At 38.7% G+C, this 18,688-nt stretch carries 21 protein-coding genes and 1 riboswitch; of the genes, 7 read left to right on the top strand and 14 right to left on the bottom strand.

Annotated elements, in window-relative coordinates:
• Positions 1-132: 132 nt before the first annotated feature.
• The 5 genes from pdaA to H0185_RS16050 form a co-directional block, all read right to left on the bottom strand.
• Positions 133-939 carry a delta-lactam-biosynthetic de-N-acetylase gene (pdaA, locus tag H0185_RS16070; RefSeq protein WP_221874527.1) on the bottom strand — a complete coding sequence of 269 codons (807 nt, stop codon included), beginning with the start codon at positions 937-939 and terminating at the stop codon, positions 133-135.
• A gap of 296 nt (positions 940-1,235) precedes the next feature.
• A complete protein-coding gene (locus tag H0185_RS16065; RefSeq protein ID WP_246629239.1) occupies positions 1,236-2,810 on the bottom strand; it encodes a fumarate hydratase in 1,575 nt (524 codons plus the stop codon).
• Positions 2,811-3,005: 195 nt separating this feature from the next.
• On the bottom strand, positions 3,006-3,203 hold the full coding sequence (locus H0185_RS16060; RefSeq protein ID WP_221874526.1) for an SE1561 family protein: 198 nt from the start codon (positions 3,201-3,203) through the stop codon (positions 3,006-3,008).
• Positions 3,204-3,394: 191 nt separating this feature from the next.
• The gene (locus tag H0185_RS16055) at positions 3,395-4,234 is read right to left on the bottom strand and encodes a YfkD famly protein (RefSeq protein WP_221874525.1); all 840 of its coding nucleotides are present in this window, start codon (positions 4,232-4,234) and stop codon (positions 3,395-3,397) included.
• Between the two features lie 93 nt (positions 4,235-4,327).
• Positions 4,328-4,939, bottom strand: coding sequence for a YczE/YyaS/YitT family protein (locus H0185_RS16050; RefSeq protein WP_221874524.1), 612 nt, complete (start codon positions 4,937-4,939; stop codon positions 4,328-4,330).
• A gap of 320 nt (positions 4,940-5,259) precedes the next feature.
• Here H0185_RS16050 and H0185_RS16045 point away from each other — a divergent pair, with 320 nt between their 5' ends.
• Positions 5,260-6,441: an MFS transporter gene (locus H0185_RS16045; RefSeq protein WP_221874523.1), complete on the top strand. Its 1,182-nt coding sequence runs from the start codon at positions 5,260-5,262 to the stop codon at positions 6,439-6,441.
• Positions 6,442-6,681: 240 nt separating this feature from the next.
• On the opposite strand, the gene H0185_RS16040 is transcribed toward H0185_RS16045, so the two are convergent.
• From H0185_RS16040 to H0185_RS16030, 3 genes are all read right to left on the bottom strand, one after another.
• Positions 6,682-7,497 carry a YihY/virulence factor BrkB family protein gene (locus H0185_RS16040; RefSeq protein ID WP_221874522.1) on the bottom strand — a complete coding sequence of 272 codons (816 nt, stop codon included), beginning with the start codon at positions 7,495-7,497 and terminating at the stop codon, positions 6,682-6,684.
• Between the two features lie 137 nt (positions 7,498-7,634).
• A complete protein-coding gene (locus H0185_RS16035; protein WP_221874521.1) occupies positions 7,635-7,976 on the bottom strand; it encodes a YtxH domain-containing protein in 342 nt (113 codons plus the stop codon).
• Positions 7,977-8,015: 39 nt separating this feature from the next.
• Positions 8,016-8,486, bottom strand: a complete 471-nt coding sequence (locus tag H0185_RS16030; protein ID WP_221874520.1) for a low molecular weight protein-tyrosine-phosphatase — start codon at positions 8,484-8,486, stop codon at positions 8,016-8,018.
• A 195-nt stretch (positions 8,487-8,681) separates the two neighbouring features.
• On the opposite strand from H0185_RS16030, the gene H0185_RS16025 reads away from it, so the two are divergent.
• Positions 8,682-8,906, top strand: coding sequence for a DUF1128 domain-containing protein (locus tag H0185_RS16025; RefSeq protein ID WP_221874519.1), 225 nt, complete (start codon positions 8,682-8,684; stop codon positions 8,904-8,906).
• A gap of 80 nt (positions 8,907-8,986) precedes the next feature.
• Here the strand turns inward: H0185_RS16025 and map are convergent, their stop codons facing one another.
• Positions 8,987-9,736, bottom strand: coding sequence for a type I methionyl aminopeptidase (gene map, locus H0185_RS16020; protein ID WP_221874518.1), 750 nt, complete (start codon positions 9,734-9,736; stop codon positions 8,987-8,989).
• 281 nt (positions 9,737-10,017) lie between these two features.
• Between map and H0185_RS16015 the strand changes: the two genes are divergently transcribed.
• On the top strand, positions 10,018-10,347 hold the full coding sequence (locus H0185_RS16015; protein WP_221874517.1) for a helix-turn-helix domain-containing protein: 330 nt from the start codon (positions 10,018-10,020) through the stop codon (positions 10,345-10,347).
• A gap of 266 nt (positions 10,348-10,613) precedes the next feature.
• Here the strand turns inward: H0185_RS16015 and H0185_RS16010 are convergent, their stop codons facing one another.
• Positions 10,614-10,754 (bottom strand): anti-repressor SinI family protein, encoded by a 141-nt coding sequence (locus H0185_RS16010; RefSeq protein ID WP_221874516.1) that lies wholly within the window; start codon positions 10,752-10,754, stop codon positions 10,614-10,616.
• Between the two features lie 35 nt (positions 10,755-10,789).
• Positions 10,790-10,877: riboswitch (cyclic di-GMP riboswitch) on the bottom strand.
• A gap of 376 nt (positions 10,878-11,253) precedes the next feature.
• Here H0185_RS16010 and H0185_RS16005 point away from each other — a divergent pair.
• Positions 11,254-11,598, top strand: coding sequence for a helix-turn-helix domain-containing protein (locus H0185_RS16005; RefSeq protein ID WP_221874515.1), 345 nt, complete (start codon positions 11,254-11,256; stop codon positions 11,596-11,598).
• A 342-nt stretch (positions 11,599-11,940) separates the two neighbouring features.
• Here H0185_RS16005 and H0185_RS16000 read toward each other — a convergent pair whose 3' ends face one another.
• Both H0185_RS16000 and H0185_RS15995 read right to left on the bottom strand, forming a co-directional pair.
• Positions 11,941-12,324 carry a DnaJ family domain-containing protein gene (locus H0185_RS16000; protein ID WP_221874514.1) on the bottom strand — a complete coding sequence of 128 codons (384 nt, stop codon included), beginning with the start codon at positions 12,322-12,324 and terminating at the stop codon, positions 11,941-11,943.
• 72 nt (positions 12,325-12,396) lie between these two features.
• Positions 12,397-12,945: a peroxiredoxin gene (locus H0185_RS15995; protein ID WP_246629246.1), complete on the bottom strand. Its 549-nt coding sequence runs from the start codon at positions 12,943-12,945 to the stop codon at positions 12,397-12,399.
• Positions 12,946-13,160: 215 nt separating this feature from the next.
• On the opposite strand from H0185_RS15995, the gene H0185_RS15985 reads away from it, so the two are divergent.
• The gene (locus tag H0185_RS15985; RefSeq protein ID WP_221874512.1) at positions 13,161-13,322 is read left to right on the top strand and encodes a hypothetical protein; all 162 of its coding nucleotides are present in this window, start codon (positions 13,161-13,163) and stop codon (positions 13,320-13,322) included.
• Between the two features lie 50 nt (positions 13,323-13,372).
• Here the strand turns inward: H0185_RS15985 and H0185_RS15980 are convergent, their stop codons facing one another.
• Both H0185_RS15980 and H0185_RS15975 read right to left on the bottom strand, forming a co-directional pair.
• Positions 13,373-13,852 carry a GNAT family N-acetyltransferase gene (locus tag H0185_RS15980; protein WP_221874511.1) on the bottom strand — a complete coding sequence of 160 codons (480 nt, stop codon included), beginning with the start codon at positions 13,850-13,852 and terminating at the stop codon, positions 13,373-13,375.
• Between the two features lie 74 nt (positions 13,853-13,926).
• Entirely contained in the window at positions 13,927-14,601 is a 675-nt protein-coding gene (locus H0185_RS15975) for a DUF421 domain-containing protein (protein WP_221874510.1), read from the bottom strand.
• A 439-nt stretch (positions 14,602-15,040) separates the two neighbouring features.
• Between H0185_RS15975 and H0185_RS15970 the strand changes: the two genes are divergently transcribed.
• Both H0185_RS15970 and H0185_RS15965 read left to right on the top strand, forming a co-directional pair.
• The gene (locus tag H0185_RS15970) at positions 15,041-16,129 is read left to right on the top strand and encodes an ATP-binding protein (protein WP_221874509.1); all 1,089 of its coding nucleotides are present in this window, start codon (positions 15,041-15,043) and stop codon (positions 16,127-16,129) included.
• A 146-nt stretch (positions 16,130-16,275) separates the two neighbouring features.
• A complete protein-coding gene (locus H0185_RS15965; RefSeq protein ID WP_221874508.1) occupies positions 16,276-18,378 on the top strand; it encodes a DNA topoisomerase III in 2,103 nt (700 codons plus the stop codon).
• Positions 18,379-18,688 lie beyond the last annotated feature (310 nt).

Genomic DNA, 18,688 nt, shown 5'->3' with positions numbered 1-18,688 from the left:
TCCATGAGATGCCAGCTCAAAGACAAAATCAGGAGAAAATGCGAGAAAATGTTCATGAGATGCCCACTCAGGGATAAGTTCAGGAAAAAGCCCGAACTAGTACCTACTTAGTTCGGACTTAGGATATTAGAACTATTTCTTGTGTAGCATAGGGTTATCAAATTCTTTGTTAGCAAAAAGATCATCTAAACTTTTAAACGTATAGCCATCTTTTTTCAAGTCTTTGATTACCTTTTCAAGGGCATCGGCGTTATCTTTTGAAACTGTATGCAACAACAAAATGGCACCTGGGTGAATTTGTCTCATGATGTTGTTATAGGAATATTCCCATCCCTTTTGTTGATCCGTATTCCAGTCAACAAAGGCTAATGACCAAAACACATGAGTGTAGCCTGCATCTTTGGCCAACTTCAAGGTTCTTTCACTAAAAACTCCACGTGGGGGTCTTAAATACGACATATGTTTCTGACCTGTTAGCTCATAGGTTAATTTCTTTACCCTATCTAACTCTCGTTTGACTCTCGCATCATCGACTTGTGTTAAATCTGGATGGTAATAAGAATGATTTCCGACAATATGACCTTCTTCAACCATCCTGATTACTTGGTCTTCTGCACTTTCTAAATAATGACCAGTAACAAAAAAGGTTGCCGGTACCTTTTCCTTTTTCAAAACATCCAAAATCTGATTGGTATACCCATTTTCATAGCCATTATCAAATGTTAAATAAATTTCCTTTTTGTTTGAATCTCCTTTATAGACAGCTCCATACTTTTCAAGAAGCTGTTCGTGTTGTTTCCCCGCATCTGCTGGGCGGCCTTCACTTGCCTTCTTAAATCCCCAATTGATTGGGGTGTTTGGTACTGCCGCCTGAACAAGCGGACTTGCAACGAAAAACAGAACTCCCAATGCCAGAACCAGTTTGATAAATTTTTTCATTCTGCCCCTCCATAGATGTTTTTCTTATTGTTTGTTGAAAGGTAAAAAATAAACAAAAAAAGCAGTGCGAATCATGCGCACTGCCTCTTCCATTTATTTCAATTTTATTTAAGGCTCTTTTATCAAACTCTGTTGCTTTTAAGAGGAAAAACTATTATTTTTAGCTTGATCTGATGAATATAAGGAAATCACTATTGAGACAAGAGCTTACAGACGAGGTAATACCCCAATAACAAGCTTGCTCTCGCTAAAATCGGCTTTAGGATTTTAGCAAAAATCTTTACGAAAAAATAGCCTTATTTAAAAACAGGTTCTTTAAATTGAGCTAGCTTCTCTAGTGATGACTTCTCAACATCCTCATGGAGACTGTTCCCATGAGAATCCATGGTCACAACAGCTGTAAAACCTTCTACCTGTAAGTGCCACATCGCTTCAGGGATTCCGAAGTTCATTAAATCAACACCATCAACACTCTTTACACACTCAGCATAATACTGGGCCGCACCACCAATAGCATTTAAATAAACGCCGCCATGGTCTTTAAGGGCAGCAAGAGTTTTCGGTCCCATCCCACCTTTTCCAATCACAGCACGGATGCCGAACTTCTTCATAATATCGCCTTGATAAGGCTCTTCACGGATACTAGTCGTTGGACCTGCAGCTTTGACATGCCAGTTGCCTTCTCCATCTTTTAACATTACCGGTCCACAGTGGTAAATAACCTGGCCATTAAGATCAACTGGCGCATCATTATCCATAAGATACTTGTGGATGGCATCGCGGCCTGTATACATTCTGCCGGTAATTTTGACAACATCGCCCACTTTTAACTGACGAATTTGTTCTTCCGTTATTGGAGCCGTTAACGTAATTGCTTCTTGGTTTGAAGAAGAACCAGTCGCTTCTACTGATGCAGCAATTTCAACTTCTGCTTGTTTCTTTTCTTGCTCTGCGAAGTCGACATTCTCGCCTTCTTGATAAAACCAATCTTGGATTTCACCTGTTTCAGGATTTACGTTAACGCCTAAGCGACGGAATGCCCAGCAGTTATATGCTACTGAAACAAAGAAGCTTGCTGGAATACGGTTCATGACACCAACCTTACAGCCTAATAAAGTCGTTTCCCCGCCAAAGCCCATTGTTCCAATGCCTAGCTTATTTGCATTTGCCATCACATACTCTTCTAGTTTGCGTAGGTCTTCATTTGGATTTACGTCATCATTAGATCGGAATAATTGTTCCTTAGCCAAGTCATATCCGGATGAACGGTCTCCCCCAATTCCAACACCGATAAATCCAGCGCTACAGCCTTGACCCTGCGCTTGATACACTGAGTGCATGATACATTTGCGAATTCCATCCAGATCACGACCCGCTCGGCCAAGTCCTTCAAGCTCACATGGTAAGCTGTACTGGATATTTTTATTTTCACAACCGCCACCTTTTAAAATTAAGCGGGCATCAATATAATCCTTTTCCCATTGTTCAAACTTAATAACAGGAGTTCCGCCTCCAAGATTGTCGCCGCTATTCTCCCCTGTTAGCGAGTCAACTGAGTTTGGACGTAGCTTCCCGTCTTTGGTTGCCAAAGCAATCGCTTCATAGATGGCCTTTTTCATCTCGAGTTGGTTCGCATCAACTGGAACCTTTATTTTAAAAGTAGGAAGTCCTGTATCTTGGCAAATTGGTGAAACGTTATCATCCGCCATTTTAATATTATTCGTAATGGTCGCAAGGCTCATGGCAGAACGAGTTCCGGCATTTTCTTGTTCCTTTGCAGCCTTGATTGCTCTACGAACATCCTTAGGCAATTTAGTGGATGTTTCTACAATTAGCTTGTACATGCTTTCTTGAAACTTTTCAATATTCATTGTCTAGCCCCTCTCCTCATAATTCCCTCTGTTCGTTTGTATATTTTTAGAATTTTCTTTTACAATACCGCTTTCATTATACTCCTATATATGGCCTTTTTAAAGTTAAAAGTCCAGTTTCTATTCAGTGGATAACAAGGGAAATAAAGAGTATAAGCCATCGTATGCATTGCTTGCCTAATAAAAAAAGAGACCCTATTCGGCCTCTTTTAACTCACGGTTTTTAAATTCGCGGCATTTCGCATCCATTTCTTCTACAATCGCAATCATGCGATCAATATCCTCTAAATCAGCCTCTTCAGGATCAATTGCTTCTAACAAATCCATAAAGGCATTTAAACGATGTTTTAAAAATACTACTTGATTTCCAGAGTCTTTAATCGGGCTTCCCAAATCACTCTCTCCTTTCACTTTCCGTTCTCATCCTACCGAATTTATAGGCATTATGCAATCTTAATCAAACGTTTGATTAAAATGTATATTCAATCATGAAGCATAAAAAAAGAACAGGACTTACCTGCTCTTTCACTAAGATTATTTTAGCTAGTTATTTAGTGCGTTATACTAATTTGTAAAATGACATTTTATCTTGGGCGTTCACTTGCGACAAATCCAAATGCAACATGATCCTGAATTGGAATCCATGCACCAATTCCTTGTGAAGTTACATTTTTGACAACAATTAGTTTTTTATTTCCTTTTAACATCAGGTAAACTTCCCCAAAAGTCACCTTCCCTTTTTCATTAATAGCTGGTGCATAGCCATAAAGGTAGCCGAGACGCTTTGGTTGAATATTATAAATCTGGTCTTTTTTCGTTCCTGCGCCAACTATTGTTTCAAAGGCAAGAGGCAACCCGGTTTTCTTTGCAGCTGTTAACAGCATCATTTTTTGAACATCTTCTGCATTTTTAATTTTAGCAGTGAGTCCACCCTTCACAGTCTTTTGCTGTTCTTGAACATAATGAATCTGATAAGGGCTTTTTCCACCTCGGTTGTCATAATAATTGGTATTAATTTTCTGGTACTCCCAATTTGGCGAGGTTTCTGTTGATTCGTAGTTAAGCGGCCATTCCCCCAAATAGACGATTGCCCTGTAACCAATTGCAAAGGGAGTACTATTAATCGAAGTTTCATTAAGCATGCGAATAAGATCTGGGTTTTCAATTTTCACCTTAGAGGTGGAGATAAGGTCCTTTGTTAAGTCACTCGGTTGTAATAATGGCAAATCCTCAGTTGGGTTAGGATACGTATTTTCCTTGGTAATGTTCATTACTGAACTGGGAATCGTATACTGGGTTTTCGCTTCCTGTTTTGCTGGCGCAGCTTTTTTATCCCCCTTTTCCGCTGGCTTTTCAGCAGAGACGGAGGTAAAAGAAGAGAACAGGAAAACCATACTTAGAAGAATTATCAAGTTTCTTTTCATGGTGTTGGACTCCTTTCAAAACGACAAAATTCTGCATTTGTTTGTAGTTTTTTCGTAGTCCTCTGATATTATCCAAGCTTTTAAAAATTATCTTTATACAGCTGTAAAGCGTTTAAACAACTTATCAAAATGAGGAGAGAAAAGCTGAATTAATGGCCCTACAGCAAAGGTTACCAGAATTGTTCCAATTCCAATCGGTCCACCGAAGAGAAAGGCTAGGATAAGTGCAATAATTTCCCCAACTGTTTTCGCCACCATAAAACTAAATCCAAACCTCTTCCGTAAAGCTAACATCAGGTTATCAATAGGACTTAATGAGAACTTTGCCTGCATATAAATCGAAATCCCAATTCCCATTGAGAGTAAACCCGCTAAGAGATAGAGGATTTTACTAAGAAATTCGTTTAATACGAGGTCATTAAAAATTTGAAGCAACCAGAAATCAATGAAAACTCCCGTAATAAATAAAGTAATGACTGCCCCAATATCTGGTCTAGTCTGTAATAAAAACGCATTTAAAATAATTAAAAAAATCCCCACAAGAATCACCCATGTGCCTGGTGTAAATCCAATTGTGTCAGCAAGACCAACATTTAAAGCATCCCAAGCACCTGATCCTAAACCTGACACAATCGCCAAGCTAATACCTAGAGATAAAGCCAGCAACCCAATGAGGAAAAATAATATCCGATAAAAAAATTTCATGCTTTCTTCTCCTTATGTCTCTTCGTTGTTAATAACCATGTACGCCGCTTCTAATTTAAAAAAGTGTTCCATTTTCAATTTTACACTTCCCATTCAGTGGTTTCTTCATGAATGAGCTTGCGTATTTTCCTTGCCAGAAACTTTAGTGTACTACTATTAATGTTATGAAAACTAGTAAAATTATTAATATTCCTTGAATCTTACGAAATAGTTCTATTCTTCATGATTTCATCCATCGTCCTATAATTTAGAACATTTTCTCTTGCCGAAAGATTCACGCTCGGTTACCATCAAAACATAAAGATTATAGGAGATTATTCATGAATAAAAACACCACCTTTCGCTTTTGGATTTTAGTAAGCATTGTTGCTATTTCGGGTTTTTCACAAGGAATGCTTCTTCCCCTAATAGCCATTATTTTTGAACAAGACGGAGTTTCTTCATCACTGAATGGCTTACATGCAACTGGTTTGTATATCGGTGTTTTATTAGCATCCCCGTTTATGGAGGGCCCTTTAAGGAAATTTGGCTACAAACCCATTATTCTAATAGGAGGACTCCTGGTGGTAAGCTCACTTGCATTCTTTCCCCTTTGGAAATCCTTTTGGTTTTGGTTTGTATTAAGGCTCCTGATTGGCATCGGCGACCAATTGCTTCATTTTGGGACACAAACTTGGATTACATCGTCTTCGCCTAGTGAAAAATTAGGTCGTAACATTGCTCTTTACGGGCTATTTTTTGGAATTGGCTTTACCGTCGGTCCCATGATGACAAGGCTTCTAGAGGTAAACGAAACACTTCCGTTTATCATTTCCTGCAGCATTAGTTTAGTAGCTTGGGCATTTGTCTGGTTTTTGAAAAATGAGTTTCCTGAGTCGGATAAGAGTGGGACTTCCTTTTTTGGAACAATGAAAAGGTTTGGATTGGTATTCAAGTATGCCTGGGTTGCTTTTCTTCCGCCTTTTGGATACGGCTTCCTCGAGGCATCACTCAACGGAAACTTTCCTGTATATGCGTTAAGAAGTGGGATTGAGATTGGAGCAGTATCGATTATTCTCCCTGCATTTGCAGCAGGAAGCATCGTGTTTCAATTACCATTAGGGATACTTAGTGACCGTTTTGGACGAAAAAATATACTTCTAATTGTCATGTTAGCTGGGTTTATTTGCTTTACCGCAGCAGGATTTCTACAAAATTCCGTTACGGGATTACTCATTTGTTTCTTTATTGCAGGAATGCTCGTGGGCTCAACATATTCCCTTGGAATCAGTTTCATGGCCGATTTATTACCAAAACAACTGCTCCCAGCAGGCAATTTGATGGTTTCCATCTTCTTTTCATTCGGTAGCATCAGTGGTCCTTTTATTGGCGGGCTCGCAATTGAACACTTAAAAGGAGCAAGCTTTTTCTATGTCATCAGCACCATGCTGCTATTCATTTTTATCGCATTATTAATCTTTCGAAGAACAGGCGCTTATCAAGAAAACCCACATTCTGTTTAAAGAATATGGGTTTGTTTTTGTAAATATTGGAATGAAAAAGATGATCACTGAATATATATTGCATAGGCTTAACTAAAAATAAAGCCTCAATGACCTTCACTGAAATGACCTTTTTTTGCTGTCATCATTAAGATGACAGCTTTTGTGTTTTTCAGTAATTACGTTTTAATCCTCTTTAATCCACATTCAAGGCAATTAAAAAAGGACGCCCAAACATAGTGGACACCCTTGAAAACTTTCTTAACATTCCTTTGTTTTTTGTTCTTTAAAATACGCGTTAATTTCGCCACCAATAATGATGATAAAAGCAGCTAAATATAACCAAATTAAAAGAACTATAACCCCTCCAATTTGGCCATAAATGATTGTATATTGACCAAAGTTATTTACATAAAAGGAAAATCCCCAAGATACGACTACCCAGCCAATTGTTGCGACAATGGCCCCTGGTAGAGCATGCCTACATTTCATTTTTACATTGGGGGCAATCCAATATAACCCTGTAAAGACGATTAAGAGAACGAAAAAGGAGATGAGCCAGCGGAGCGCTTCCCAGACTGAAAGAAACTCACCTCTTAAACCAAATTGAGAAAATAAAAACTCCCCAATTTCTCTACCGAACACTGGTAGTAGCAAGGCTATAATAAAAACGAAAATCATCCCCAACGTGAGGAACATCGATTTAATCCGGACCATGATTGACCGAGCTTGCTCTACTCGATAGGCTTTATTAAACGCTCTAACAATGGCATTAATTCCATTTGACGCCGACCAGAGGGTAGCAAGGATACTAAAAGAAAGAATGGTGTTATTCTTGTTCAACACGTCTTCAACACTGCTATTTATGATTCCAGCCTGTTCTACAGGCGTGTGATCTTGGATAAAGTCAATAATATCATGATGCGTTATTGGAAGATATGGCAGAAGAGACACGAGGAAAATCAATAGCGGAAACAAGCTCAGCAATAAAAAGTATGCTAGCTGAGCAGCCAGAGCCGGGACATCATCTTCATAAATCCTGTGCCAAATTCTCCTAAAAAAAGAAACATCAACCATTGTAACACCTTCCTTTTTATAGACTGATGCCTACACTTCCTCTCAGATGTCCCCTTTCAAACAGTATACTTTTCACGCTCTTTTTTCCTTTTACCCAAAGATATTCTGGCCTAGGACAAAATATCACCAATCCTCCACTATACCCTAGCCTTTTCGGTTGTTAAATGACTAAAGGCTTCCTTTGATTCTTGAACAATTTCAGCTACCTGTGGAGGAACATCCTTAATTTCTTCAACTTTTTCAGTAATGAATGCAACATCTTCCGTTACTTGCTCGACTGTTGATCTTACTTTATTTACCGTATCCTGTACCTCTTCAATAAATTCATTCGGATGTTTTGCAATGTATGTAACTGTCCCAGATGCCTTTTTAAAATCTCCTTTAACTGCCTGTCTCGTTTCTCGGTCCAGTAAACTGATTGCCCCTCCTGCAAGAGCTCCAACGATCATTCCAAGCCAAAACTTTCTAGAACTTGCCATTGATTTCACCCTTTCTTTTTATTCTATAACTAAATTCTTCTACAAATTATGTATCACCTTAATATGATTTAATAACGCTTGGCACCCTGCAGTAACAAGGTCATAGGTTTCATTAAAGTTTCCAGTAAAGTATGGATCTGGGACATCCTTTTTACCTTCTTGGTCCACAAAATCCATCAGCCTTTTTACTACTAATTGATCACTTGGCGTTGCCAGCTTTTTAAGATTTTCTATATTGGTCGCATCCATACCAATAATATAATGAAATTCATTAAAATCAGCTGTCGAAACTTGTCTAGCCTTTAGCCCTTCTGAATTCACCCCATATTGTTCAAGTATTTTCCTTGTTCCCTCATGAGGAGGTTTGCCAACATGCCAGTCTCCCGTTCCGGCTGAATCCACAACAACCCTTCCTTCCAATCCTTCCCTTTTTACCAAATCACGAAACATTGCCTCGGCCATGGGAGAACGACAAATATTGCCGAGACACACAAATAATACTTTTATCATTACAAACTCCTCCTTCCTATCATTTTCTTGGATAAAATCTCCTGATGCAAGTCTAGTGTCATTATATTTTCCTTTTTCATGCGTAAAATAACCTAGAACGATTCATTCGTTAAAAAATAGTCAGAATTCAATTGACTTTTATGAAGGAAAATGGAAAGATGTTGGTACAATGTGTTCGGTGGGAGGATGAGAAAAGTGGATTTATCGGTAAAATCAGTTGAGAATGTAGAATATATGATAGAAAAAATTAAAGAAAAGCTAAATGTAGTAAATGCAGGTGCGATTAAGCCAACCCATTTTGATGAAGAAATGTACGAAGAGCTCAAAGATATCTATGAAATGATTATGAAAAAAGGTTCATTCAGCATCAATGAAATGCAAGCCATTGTTGAAGAACTTGGTAACTTACGGAAGCAATAATCAGATAGCGCTAGGACGCTGTTAAACAAACAAGACCAGCTGCTTAAATAGCAGCTGGTTTTTGTTTGTTTATAAATGTTCTAATTTTGATCGGTTAAAATAATCGGGCCGTTCTTCGTTATGGCGATCGTATGCTCATACTGAGCTGAAAGCTTATGATCTATCGTACGGGCCGTCCAACCGTTAGAATCCATTTTCGTTTTCCATTCACCCAAATTGACCATTGGTTCAATCGTAAACACCATTCCTTCTTTAAGACGCGCACCTTTACCTGGTAATCCAAAATGAGGAATATCTGGCTTTTCATGAATGGTAGCTCCAATTCCATGGCCAATAAATTCCCGCACAACTGACATTCCTTCGCCTTCTACTAAAGTCTGAATCGCATGCCCAATATCCCCAACACGGTTGCCAGGTACACATTGTTCAATGCCGCGGTACAAGGCCTCTTTTGTTACTTTCAGAAGGTTCTCTGCCTCTTCACTAACTTTTCCAACTCCGTAGGACCAAGCAGAATCGGCAAGAGCACCATTAAGGTTTACAACCATATCAATGGTTACAATGTCCCCCTCTTTAAGAGGATCTTTTCGTGGAAAACCGTGGCATACTTCATCATTAATACTTGCACAAGTTGCATATTGATAACCGCGGTACCCCTTTTGTTCAGGTTTCGCACCGTGCTTAGCCAGATATTCATCAACAAATTCATCGATTTCCCAAGTGGTAATTCCCGGTTTAATCATATGTGCAATTTCTTTATGAATAGAAGCAAGTAGTTTCCCAGCTTCCTGCATTCTTTCGATTTCTCGTGCTGATTTTAAGACAATCATCCCTTCATCTCCCTGATAACAATATCTATCTTCTATATTAGCTTATACGGCGATCAGTGTAAAAAATACTTCATTACGCTTAAATATTGGCCTATTTTAAGTGATCTTCAATGCTACTTGACTGAATTATTTTACAAATGTTACTTTTAGCACATTCAAAGAATGGACACAATTATACAATATTAAAAAAATATTTTGTTCTATAGTTGTTCTTGATATGGAACTTGAGAGACCGTTTTGATATTATAGATAAAGATGAAGAAATAAGGTGTGTGAAACGAGTGATAGGTGAACGAGTAAAGAAATTACGTCAGGAACGCAAAATGTCCTTATCGGAGCTTGCCGAACAAGCTGGTGTTGCCAAATCTTATTTAAGCTCACTAGAAAGAAATCTACAAACCAACCCGTCCATTCAGTTTTTAGAAAAAATTGCATCCGTTCTTAAGGTTCCAATTGATCGATTAATCCATGATGAATCAGAGATTGGAAACCAAACAGTAGATTCAGACTGGGTAGACCTCGTGCGCGAGGCAATGGATTCCGGAATCTCGAAAGAGCAATTTAAAGAATTCCTAGAGTTTAATAAATGGAGAACAAATAATAATAAGTAAAGGCCGTTTTCTCAAAGACAAGTGGGATAGAATGACGCATTCTATAATTTACGAGAAAAGAGCAGCTAGCTACACTTCTTATTGAAGTAACCCTAAACAACTTTCTAAAAAAGAAAAATGATTAAAAGGATATCAACATGCTATCTTTTTAATCATTTTTCTTTTTATCTGCATTATGTACGGGGTCTTATCATCAACCTTCCAACGACATCCTATTAAAAAAAGACCCAATGGGCCTCATGTAAGTTTATGTAAAATCTAAAGTCCTATTTTTCAAGAACTACTTGTTGTGTACTCCCTTTGGCTAAGAAACTTCGGATTTCTTCTTTCTCTATACCAAGATCTAACGCTTCTTTGATTAGCAATATCCACTCGGTGTCAAGTTCTCCAAAACTTTCTGTTTCCATATTACCCTACTCCCCCTAAAATACGCATTCGTATTCCAGGCAATCCGGCTGTCATAGGATGACTTCCCCCTTAGACCCGTGACTTTGCGCCCCTGTTTTTCAACAGGTTTGCCTTTTTCTGTTACCAATTTCTTGCTCCCTATAGACTATTTTAGCTCTTACATTTATCAGAGTGTGTAGAAATTTGTCGCTTTTTTCAAAAAACTCAAGTAAAAATTTTTTCAAAAATAGACAACTTACCCTTAGATTAGCATATTTTTACTGGTAAATAAAGGCAACAATTAAAAATAAATTCAGAAAATGTAAAACATTGTCAACAATCCATTATCATGCTACCCCCATAAAAAAATCAGACGATATAACCAACTTTAATTTTCAATTCCTACAGTCGTTTCTAAAAGAGAACAAAATAAGTATGATTATTCCCATAATTTTATTTTAAAGCAGAACAACGTTCGTTATAATGAATATATATTGTTTTTTAAGGGGACTATAAAAAATGCGCGTAGGTGAGAAAATAAAAAATTTAAGAGTTCAAAAGCATTATTCCATCACTGAATTATCCAATAAAGCTCAGGTTTCCAAATCATACTTAAGCTACATCGAAAGAGGCATCCAAGAAAACCCCTCTCTTCAAGTCTTATCTCGTTTGGCTAAAACACTTGATGTCTCTCTTGAGGAGTTAACCGGAGAACCTTTTAAAGAACGAGAACAAGACTCACCGCCACCCATTGATCCAGAATGGTTAGAAATGATTGATGAAGCGATTCAAAATGGTGTAAGCAAGGAAGAATTCGCCTTTTTTATTGACTTTATGAAATACAAACAAAATAAACCCAAATAGAATCTTAAATCAATCCCCAATACCCTTATCAAGTTATCCCTTGAAGAGCTGGCCAATTTACAGATTGGCTTATTTTTTGCACCTAAAATTTACAGAATATTAAAATAATTAGCGGTTTTTTCATTTAGATGGAATATAATATAAATAACATGCATTCAGTCTTTTTTAAGGAGGAGGCCGTTATTATGACCGTCATCCATGTCTTAAATTTTGTTATTCCCATTTCTTGTATCGTCCTAATTGGGATTGTTCTTGATCGAATGTGTAAACCTGAGACACAGAAAGAAGAAGGAAGAGAATAAGAAAACCCTGCTATCTACACGTACAGCAGGGTTCTTTTTCTTACTTTTGGCTTAGCAGCCTTTGTTCTATTTTGTGTTCATAATTCTTAAATAGAGCAGAGTTTGTTTTTACTCCACGTTTGGACATCATTTTATTGTACTCAAAAAGTTTCTGACTTAATTGGTTTTTTAGCTGTTCGCGTTCAGAGTCATCATGACACTTTGATATCAAATCTTCAATTGTCAAAACTTCTTGACGCAAAACTCCCTCTTCGGGTGAATAGCCTGCATTTTTCATCAGTCGATAAGCCATTCGTAATTCCTGAGGGACAGCAGATAGCTCATCCGGCTTCAATGGTTTTCCTAAACCAGGCAGGTTGGAAAATTCTCCATCCTCATAAGCCTTCTTAATTCGATCTTCGGAGACAATGATAGAAAAGTCCATCTCTTCACTCCCTTGATTCAATCATTAATACATAAATTATAGTATAAACTATGCGGAAGCACTAGAGGACGCTTATCTAATCATCCAATCTACAGGCACAGCTTGACTTGTTTCTTTATTATATTGCAACGCTTGTAACAGCCGAAAATGCTCTGGGATATTTCGCCCAATTGCTTTTGGGTAAATCATCTTTGCATGAATCACTTGATCAGGGCTAATGAAAAATGATGCTCGATAAGCTGTACCTGTTGCTGAATCAAGAACTCGATAAGACTGACTAATCTCATGTGTTCTGTCACTAACAAGGGGAAATCCAAGATCATGAAGTGCTGGCGTTGTTTGTTTATAAACCTGGTGTGAATGAACGCTATCTGTGCTAATAGCAAGCACCTCTGCGCCTATGTTTTTTATATTAGGGTACATAGCGGCGACCGCCGCCAATTCAGTCATTCAAACAGCCGTGAAATCACTAGGGTAAAAAAACAGCACCACCCATTTCCCCTTAAACTCATCCAAGCGAATTCTTCGTATTTCACTCCCATCCACCGCATCCGCCGAAAATGATGGCGCTTTATCATCTCGAGTTGCATAGAACTCTATAGGTTGGGATGACTTTTTCAAAAGGTCTTCATTCACATTTATCACTCCTCTCAGTTCACAAGGATTTTATCCCTACCTTCAGTTATATTGTAGAATCCCTTTGTTCTCCCTGAATAGCTGCCTGCTTTTACTATAGGTATGCTCGTTTAGGTGGTAACTTGCATATCACTGAAAGCTTTCATAATCATCCCCCCAGCTGGGAAAACTACCTTGGAAAAAGAAAGGAGGTAGAAACCATGGGTAGAGGCAAAGGCTTTGATCATAAAAAGAAAGGTCATCCTGGTGATTTTCCTAAAGGAACACTCGTTGAAAGACATACAACTGAAGCTCAAGAGGACGAGGAACTATTAGTCGTTCAAGAGGCATTTAAGAACCGAATTGAGGACGAAGAGGCATAAGTTTAAACGTCTTGCGATAAAAAAAGAGGGTGACTTTGTCACCCTCCTAGTTAAAACATAGTTTTACAAAAATGAGTAAGAGATAATCCTTCACCAACTACAGTCTCCCCTACCTTTTTAAAGCCTAGTTTCTCATATAGATTTACCGCCGGGGTATTAGCTGAACCAGTTGAGACAATTAATTTCCGTACATCCGGTTCCTGTTCAACTAAGTAGATAAGAAGCTGTCTCGCGAGCCCCTTGCGAAAATGGTTTGGATGAACCATTATTCTGTGGATGTCGACAACCTCGTTATCTCGCTTATAAGATAATGCAGCCACGATTTCCTCTTTTTCATAAAAACCAAAAAATGTTTCACCACATGAAAGTAACTCATCAAGTGATTCCATCAAAGGAGGAATCTTTTCGGTGCCAATGAGCTCTGCCTCCACCCGATAGGATTGCTTCTGTAATGCGAACACCTGATTAGCGGTTTCATCATCTTTTATATCTAGCTTCCTTATCTTGTCTGTAGATTTATGATCCCCCATCTTTTTGCACTCTCCCTCGTAAAGAAGCACCTGCCCCTTCACGCTTGTCAGGGTGCAAACACTTGTACTCACTTTTAATATTTTTGAATAAAAATGTCTTTCCCTGGTACATATTCGGCATAACATACATCTTCTGGATTTCGAATCCCCAACTGCTTTAACTCTTTGTAAAGCCATTCTTCATCCACGCCAGCTGCCTGAAGATTTTGATTCAATATTACCCCGTCACTCACAACTGTATAGGGTAAAGTTCTTTTTTCTCCATTTATTTTTAAATCGCTTAGCGTTGGTTGGTCTGCTTCAGCCTTTTTAAGCACACTAATGGCCCCATTATTTTCGAGGATTGCAAATTCCACCTCTTGAAGGGAGAAAACACCTTTATCTCTTAATAGCTGCTGAAGCTGATCAATATCCAGATGATTCCGCTTCATCTGTTTCCAATCTAGCTTCCCTTTATGGATGATAATCGACGCTTTCCCTTCTAAAAGATAGCGTAGTTTTCTTGACTTTTGGGTTAAAAACTCAGTTATGAAAATCAGGGTCCCCCAAATAAAAGCAGAAAAAATAATCATGCTAAAACCTGTATCTTTATCATAAATGGCGTTTCCTACTATTTCACCCAAAACGAGAGCAGAGATGAAGTCAAACGGAGAAATTTGGCTAATCTGACTCTTTCCTAATAAACGAACGATAATAAAAAGGACAATATATCCTCCTACGATCTCGAACAAAATAATCCCGTACAACATTATACCTCCACCGATAGACGTGACAATCATTATCGGTATTGACATACTTTCGTAAATCTAAAAGTATGACTTCCTATCGGTTACATGATCGTGACGTTGTTCCCCTGTTTATGACACATTCAGAGTATTCAATATGCATGAAACCCCATAGATATTAGATTGCTTTGTCACTTGAACAACATTTTACATAAGGACCCTACTTTTTTTTGTAATAATAAGTTTATTTATGAAAAATGTGGGTAAAGAAAGTGGTGTGCATGCCAATAATTACCTCAATTGGATTTTTTAACACTTATACAAATTGAACATCAATCTTTTCTTTTTTGACATAAAACAACAAATGGATACATAAGGTTATTTCAGGTGAGATTGTTCGAACTTTCCCTAAATTTGTATGTAAGATCAGTCTATTAATAGAAAAGGATACGAGGTGATTATAATGCAGGAAGAAACATATAAAAATCTTGTAGAACATTCACCAGATGCAGTGATTATTATCAGATCTGGTGTGATTTTATATGTCAATGATACCGGAGTAGAACTTCTAGGAGCCCTGTCGAAAAGTGATTTAGTCGGAAAAGGGTTCTATGATTTTCTCAACTCTGGATATTTCGAGTCTTTCCATAAATACCTTACAGAAATTCACAACGGAACACCGAAAGGATTTACCAACCAAAAAATTTATCGAATCGATGGAACGAACTTCGAGGCAGAACTAAAAGGCATCCAAACCACTTTTGAGAACAAACCAGCCATCCATTTGATTTTAAGGGATATTGAAAAAAGGAAAAAGACAGAAAAGTTTCTTTTACAGTCTGAAAAATTATTAATTGCTGGTCAGCTTGCAGCTGGGATTGCTCACGAAGTTAGAAACCCATTGACCGCCATCAAAGGCTTTCTACAACTACTGGAACATAATTTCAAAGATGATAAATCATATTTTGAAATTATCTGTTCTGAGATTAATCGGATTGAAACCATTCTGTCTGAACTATTAACATTAGCTAAGCCTAAGAACATGGAGTACAAACAGAACGATATTCGCCAGCTGCTTGAAGAAACCATTACCTTGCTTGATACAGAGGCTTTAATGAATAGTGTCGAGATAAAAACCTTATACGACGCTGAACTACCTGAGCTCCTTTGTGATGAAAATCAGCTTAAACAAGTTTTTATTAACTTTATAAAAAATAGTATTGAAGCAATGCCTAACGGCGGAAGCATCACGGTCGAAGCCAAGCAACAAGAATCAAACTACCTCCAATTACGTTTTATTGACACAGGCTGTGGAATTCCTGAAGATCTTTTAAAAAAGATTGAAGAACCATTCTTTACAACAAAAGAAAAAGGCACAGGACTCGGTTTGATGATTAGTAAGCAAATCATCGAGAACCACCATGGCCGAATTCAATATCGTAGTACCGGGAATGGGACTATGGTCGAGTTAACATTACCTGTCAATCATATTGATTCGATTAAGCCCCCCCGCCATGAACATTTACCTCAATATCGGCTAGCTCTCCAATAAAGGGTCTCACTTCTGTGAAGGCCTTTTTTGGTTGTTTTGCACACCCTCAAACAACGTTAAAAACGGAACCATAAAGTTCCTACATTACAAAATTCTCGCCAGTTCCGCTATACTAGTGAAAGTACCACGATTTGAAAGGAGCTCCTATGAAATCTTTAGTTCTTGCAGAAAAACCGAGTGTGGCACGAGAGCTTGCTAGAGTGCTCGGCTGCAATCAAAAACATAAAAGCTATATCGAGGGAAGCCAATATATTGTGACCTGGGCATTAGGACATTTAATCGAATTAAAAATGCCTGAGCATTATGATACGAAGTATACTACTTGGCGCCTAGAAGACCTCCCCATTATTCCTGACAAAATGGGCCTTAAGGTCATTAAGCAGACAAGTGCTCAATATAAGGCTGTTGAGAGCCTATTAAAGAGAAAAGACGTAAAGGAAGTCATTATCGCAACCGATGCTGGGCGTGAAGGTGAGTTAGTAGCGCGCTGGATTCTTGAGCGAGCTGGCTGGCGAAAATCCATTAAGCGTTTGTGGATTTCCTCGCAAACAGACCGGGCCATTAAGGATGGCTTCAAGCAGTTGAAGCCTGGTCAACAGTTTGAAGCGTTGTATGAATCGGCCGTATGCCGCGCCGAAGCTGACTGGTTAATTGGGTTAAATGTTTCAAGAGCGCTAACAACAAAATACAAAGACCCGTTATCCGCTGGGCGAGTGCAAACCCCGACCTTGGCGATGATGATTGAGCGTGAAAAGCAAATTAATAGCTTTGTTCCTAAAGAATATTGGACCATTCAAGCAGCAGTCGGTCCGCTTTCTGCTGAATGGGACCACAACGGAGAGAAACGAATTTTCTCTGCTGAAAAAGCGGAGAAATTGAAGGAAAAACTCTCTGGGAAAAAAGCTATTTTGAAGTCGGTTGATCGGAAAAAGAAAAGCGAGCCACAGCCCCTTCCATACGATTTAACCGAGCTTCAACGAGATGCCAATAAACGCTTTGGGTTTTCTGCTAAAAAGACACTTAATGTTTTACAAGGATTGTATGAACAACATAAGCTTGTCACCTACCCACGGACAGATTCCCGTTATTTAACTACGGATATGGAAGCGACGATGGTCGACCGGCTCCAAGGCATTCTTTCTAGTTACAAAGACGAAGCACGCCCTGCCTTGAATCAGAAAGGAAAAGTACTTGCTCGCCGCGTGTTCAATAATGAAAAAGTGACGGATCACCATGCGATTATTCCAACAGAGGAACGCCTACGTTTAGGAGACCTCGAGTCAGATGAGCGAAAGCTTTATGATCTCATTGTTCGCCGTTTTCTTGCACTCTTCTACCCTGCTTATGAATATGAAACCATTCACGCTTTGTTTGATGTTGACGGTGAAACCTTAACTGCTCGTGAATCAAATATCCTCGAGCCAGGTTTTAAAAAGGTTACAGGAAAAGAGGAAGACACAGGAGAACGCAAGCAAAGCTTAGGCCAGCTAGCAAAAGGCAAAACGTTTAATGTTGGCGAGGTCACGTTAAATAAAAAACTAACCGAGCCACCATTACGCTATTCAGAGGCTGATATCCTCGGAAAAATGGAGAAGTTTGGACTTGGTACACCTGCAACGCGTGCTGATATCATTGAAAAATTGATTTCGTCTGAATCAGTCGAACGGCAGAATGGCCGCCTCTACCCTTCTAAAAAGGGAAAACAGTTGATCGACCTTGTGAATGATGAGTTGACTTCAGCAGAGCTGACAGCGAAGTGGGAGAAAGAGCTCGAGGAGATTTCTCGTGGCAAAGGAAATCCTAAGGCCTTTAAAGAGCGAATTCGTAAGCAAACTGCTCAGCTTGTGTCAGAAATCAAAGCAAGTGAGAAAACCTATCGTGCTCATAACCTAACAGGCTCAAAATGTCCTGAGTGTGGCGAATTCCTCAAAGAACGCAAAACAAAGGATGGCCGAGTTCTTGTTTGTTCAAGCAGAGAATGTAGCTACCGCAAGCATAAAGATCCGAAACTATCCAATAAGCGCTGCCCGCAATGCAAAAAGAAAATGGAAATGCATAACGGAAAAGCTGGTTTGTACTTCCAGTGTCGCCGCTGCAACATTGTTGAGAAAGCCGACGATCAAAAGAAAAATAAGAAGGTTTCCAAGCACGAAGAACGCAAGCTCAAGCAAAAATATAGTGCTGATAACGACAACTTCGGTACTTCGCTTGGAGATTTGCTGAAAGCAGCAATGGAGAAGAAGGATTGAGAACCTAAGATTAAGTTGCTATAACCAATGTGTTAGGGCTTTAAAAACCTCAATATAACCATTTAATTGGTTTCGTTTGCTATTCGGTCACATTGAACCCTTCAATGTGACCGTTTCTACGATTTTCATTGCTGGTTGGTCTCATTGAACCTCTCAATGTGACCGTTTCTACGTTTTCCATTGCTGGTTGGTCTCATTGAACCTCTCAATGTGACCGTTTCTACGTTTTCCATTGCTGGTTGGTCTCATTGGCCCTCTCAATATGACCGTTTCTATGTTTTCCATTGCTATTTGGTTACATTGAACCCTT

The organism is Mesobacillus maritimus, assembly GCF_019749255.1.
GTDB lineage: Bacteria > Bacillota > Bacilli > Bacillales > Cytobacillaceae > Mesobacillus_B > Mesobacillus_B maritimus_A.
The sequence above is the reverse complement of the archived record's forward strand: the minus strand, read 5'-3'. Positions and strand labels throughout refer to the sequence as shown.

Coding starts and splice junctions, on each gene's coding strand:
- pdaA (WP_221874527.1), bottom strand. CDS start 939: ATGAAAAAATTTATCAAACTGGTTCTGGCATTGGGAGTTCTGTTTTTC.
- H0185_RS16065 (WP_246629239.1), bottom strand. CDS start 2,810: ATGAATATTGAAAAGTTTCAAGAAAGCATGTACAAGCTAATTGTAGAA.
- H0185_RS16055 (WP_221874525.1), bottom strand. CDS start 4,234: ATGAAAAGAAACTTGATAATTCTTCTAAGTATGGTTTTCCTGTTCTCT.
- H0185_RS16050 (WP_221874524.1), bottom strand. CDS start 4,939: ATGAAATTTTTTTATCGGATATTATTTTTCCTCATTGGGTTGCTGGCT.
- H0185_RS16045 (WP_221874523.1), top strand. CDS start 5,260: ATGAATAAAAACACCACCTTTCGCTTTTGGATTTTAGTAAGCATTGTT.
- H0185_RS16040 (WP_221874522.1), bottom strand. CDS start 7,497: ATGGTTGATGTTTCTTTTTTTAGGAGAATTTGGCACAGGATTTATGAA.
- H0185_RS16035 (WP_221874521.1), bottom strand. CDS start 7,976: ATGGCAAGTTCTAGAAAGTTTTGGCTTGGAATGATCGTTGGAGCTCTT.
- H0185_RS16030 (WP_221874520.1), bottom strand. CDS start 8,486: ATGATAAAAGTATTATTTGTGTGTCTCGGCAATATTTGTCGTTCTCCC.
- map (WP_221874518.1), bottom strand. CDS start 9,736: ATGATTGTCTTAAAATCAGCACGAGAAATCGAAAGAATGCAGGAAGCT.
- H0185_RS16010 (WP_221874516.1), bottom strand. CDS start 10,754: ATGGAAACAGAAAGTTTTGGAGAACTTGACACCGAGTGGATATTGCTA.
- H0185_RS16005 (WP_221874515.1), top strand. CDS start 11,254: ATGCGCGTAGGTGAGAAAATAAAAAATTTAAGAGTTCAAAAGCATTAT.
- H0185_RS16000 (WP_221874514.1), bottom strand. CDS start 12,324: ATGGACTTTTCTATCATTGTCTCCGAAGATCGAATTAAGAAGGCTTAT.
- H0185_RS15985 (WP_221874512.1), top strand. CDS start 13,161: ATGGGTAGAGGCAAAGGCTTTGATCATAAAAAGAAAGGTCATCCTGGT.
- H0185_RS15980 (WP_221874511.1), bottom strand. CDS start 13,852: ATGGGGGATCATAAATCTACAGACAAGATAAGGAAGCTAGATATAAAA.
- H0185_RS15975 (WP_221874510.1), bottom strand. CDS start 14,601: ATGTTGTACGGGATTATTTTGTTCGAGATCGTAGGAGGATATATTGTC.
- H0185_RS15970 (WP_221874509.1), top strand. CDS start 15,041: ATGCAGGAAGAAACATATAAAAATCTTGTAGAACATTCACCAGATGCA.
- H0185_RS15965 (WP_221874508.1), top strand. CDS start 16,276: ATGAAATCTTTAGTTCTTGCAGAAAAACCGAGTGTGGCACGAGAGCTT.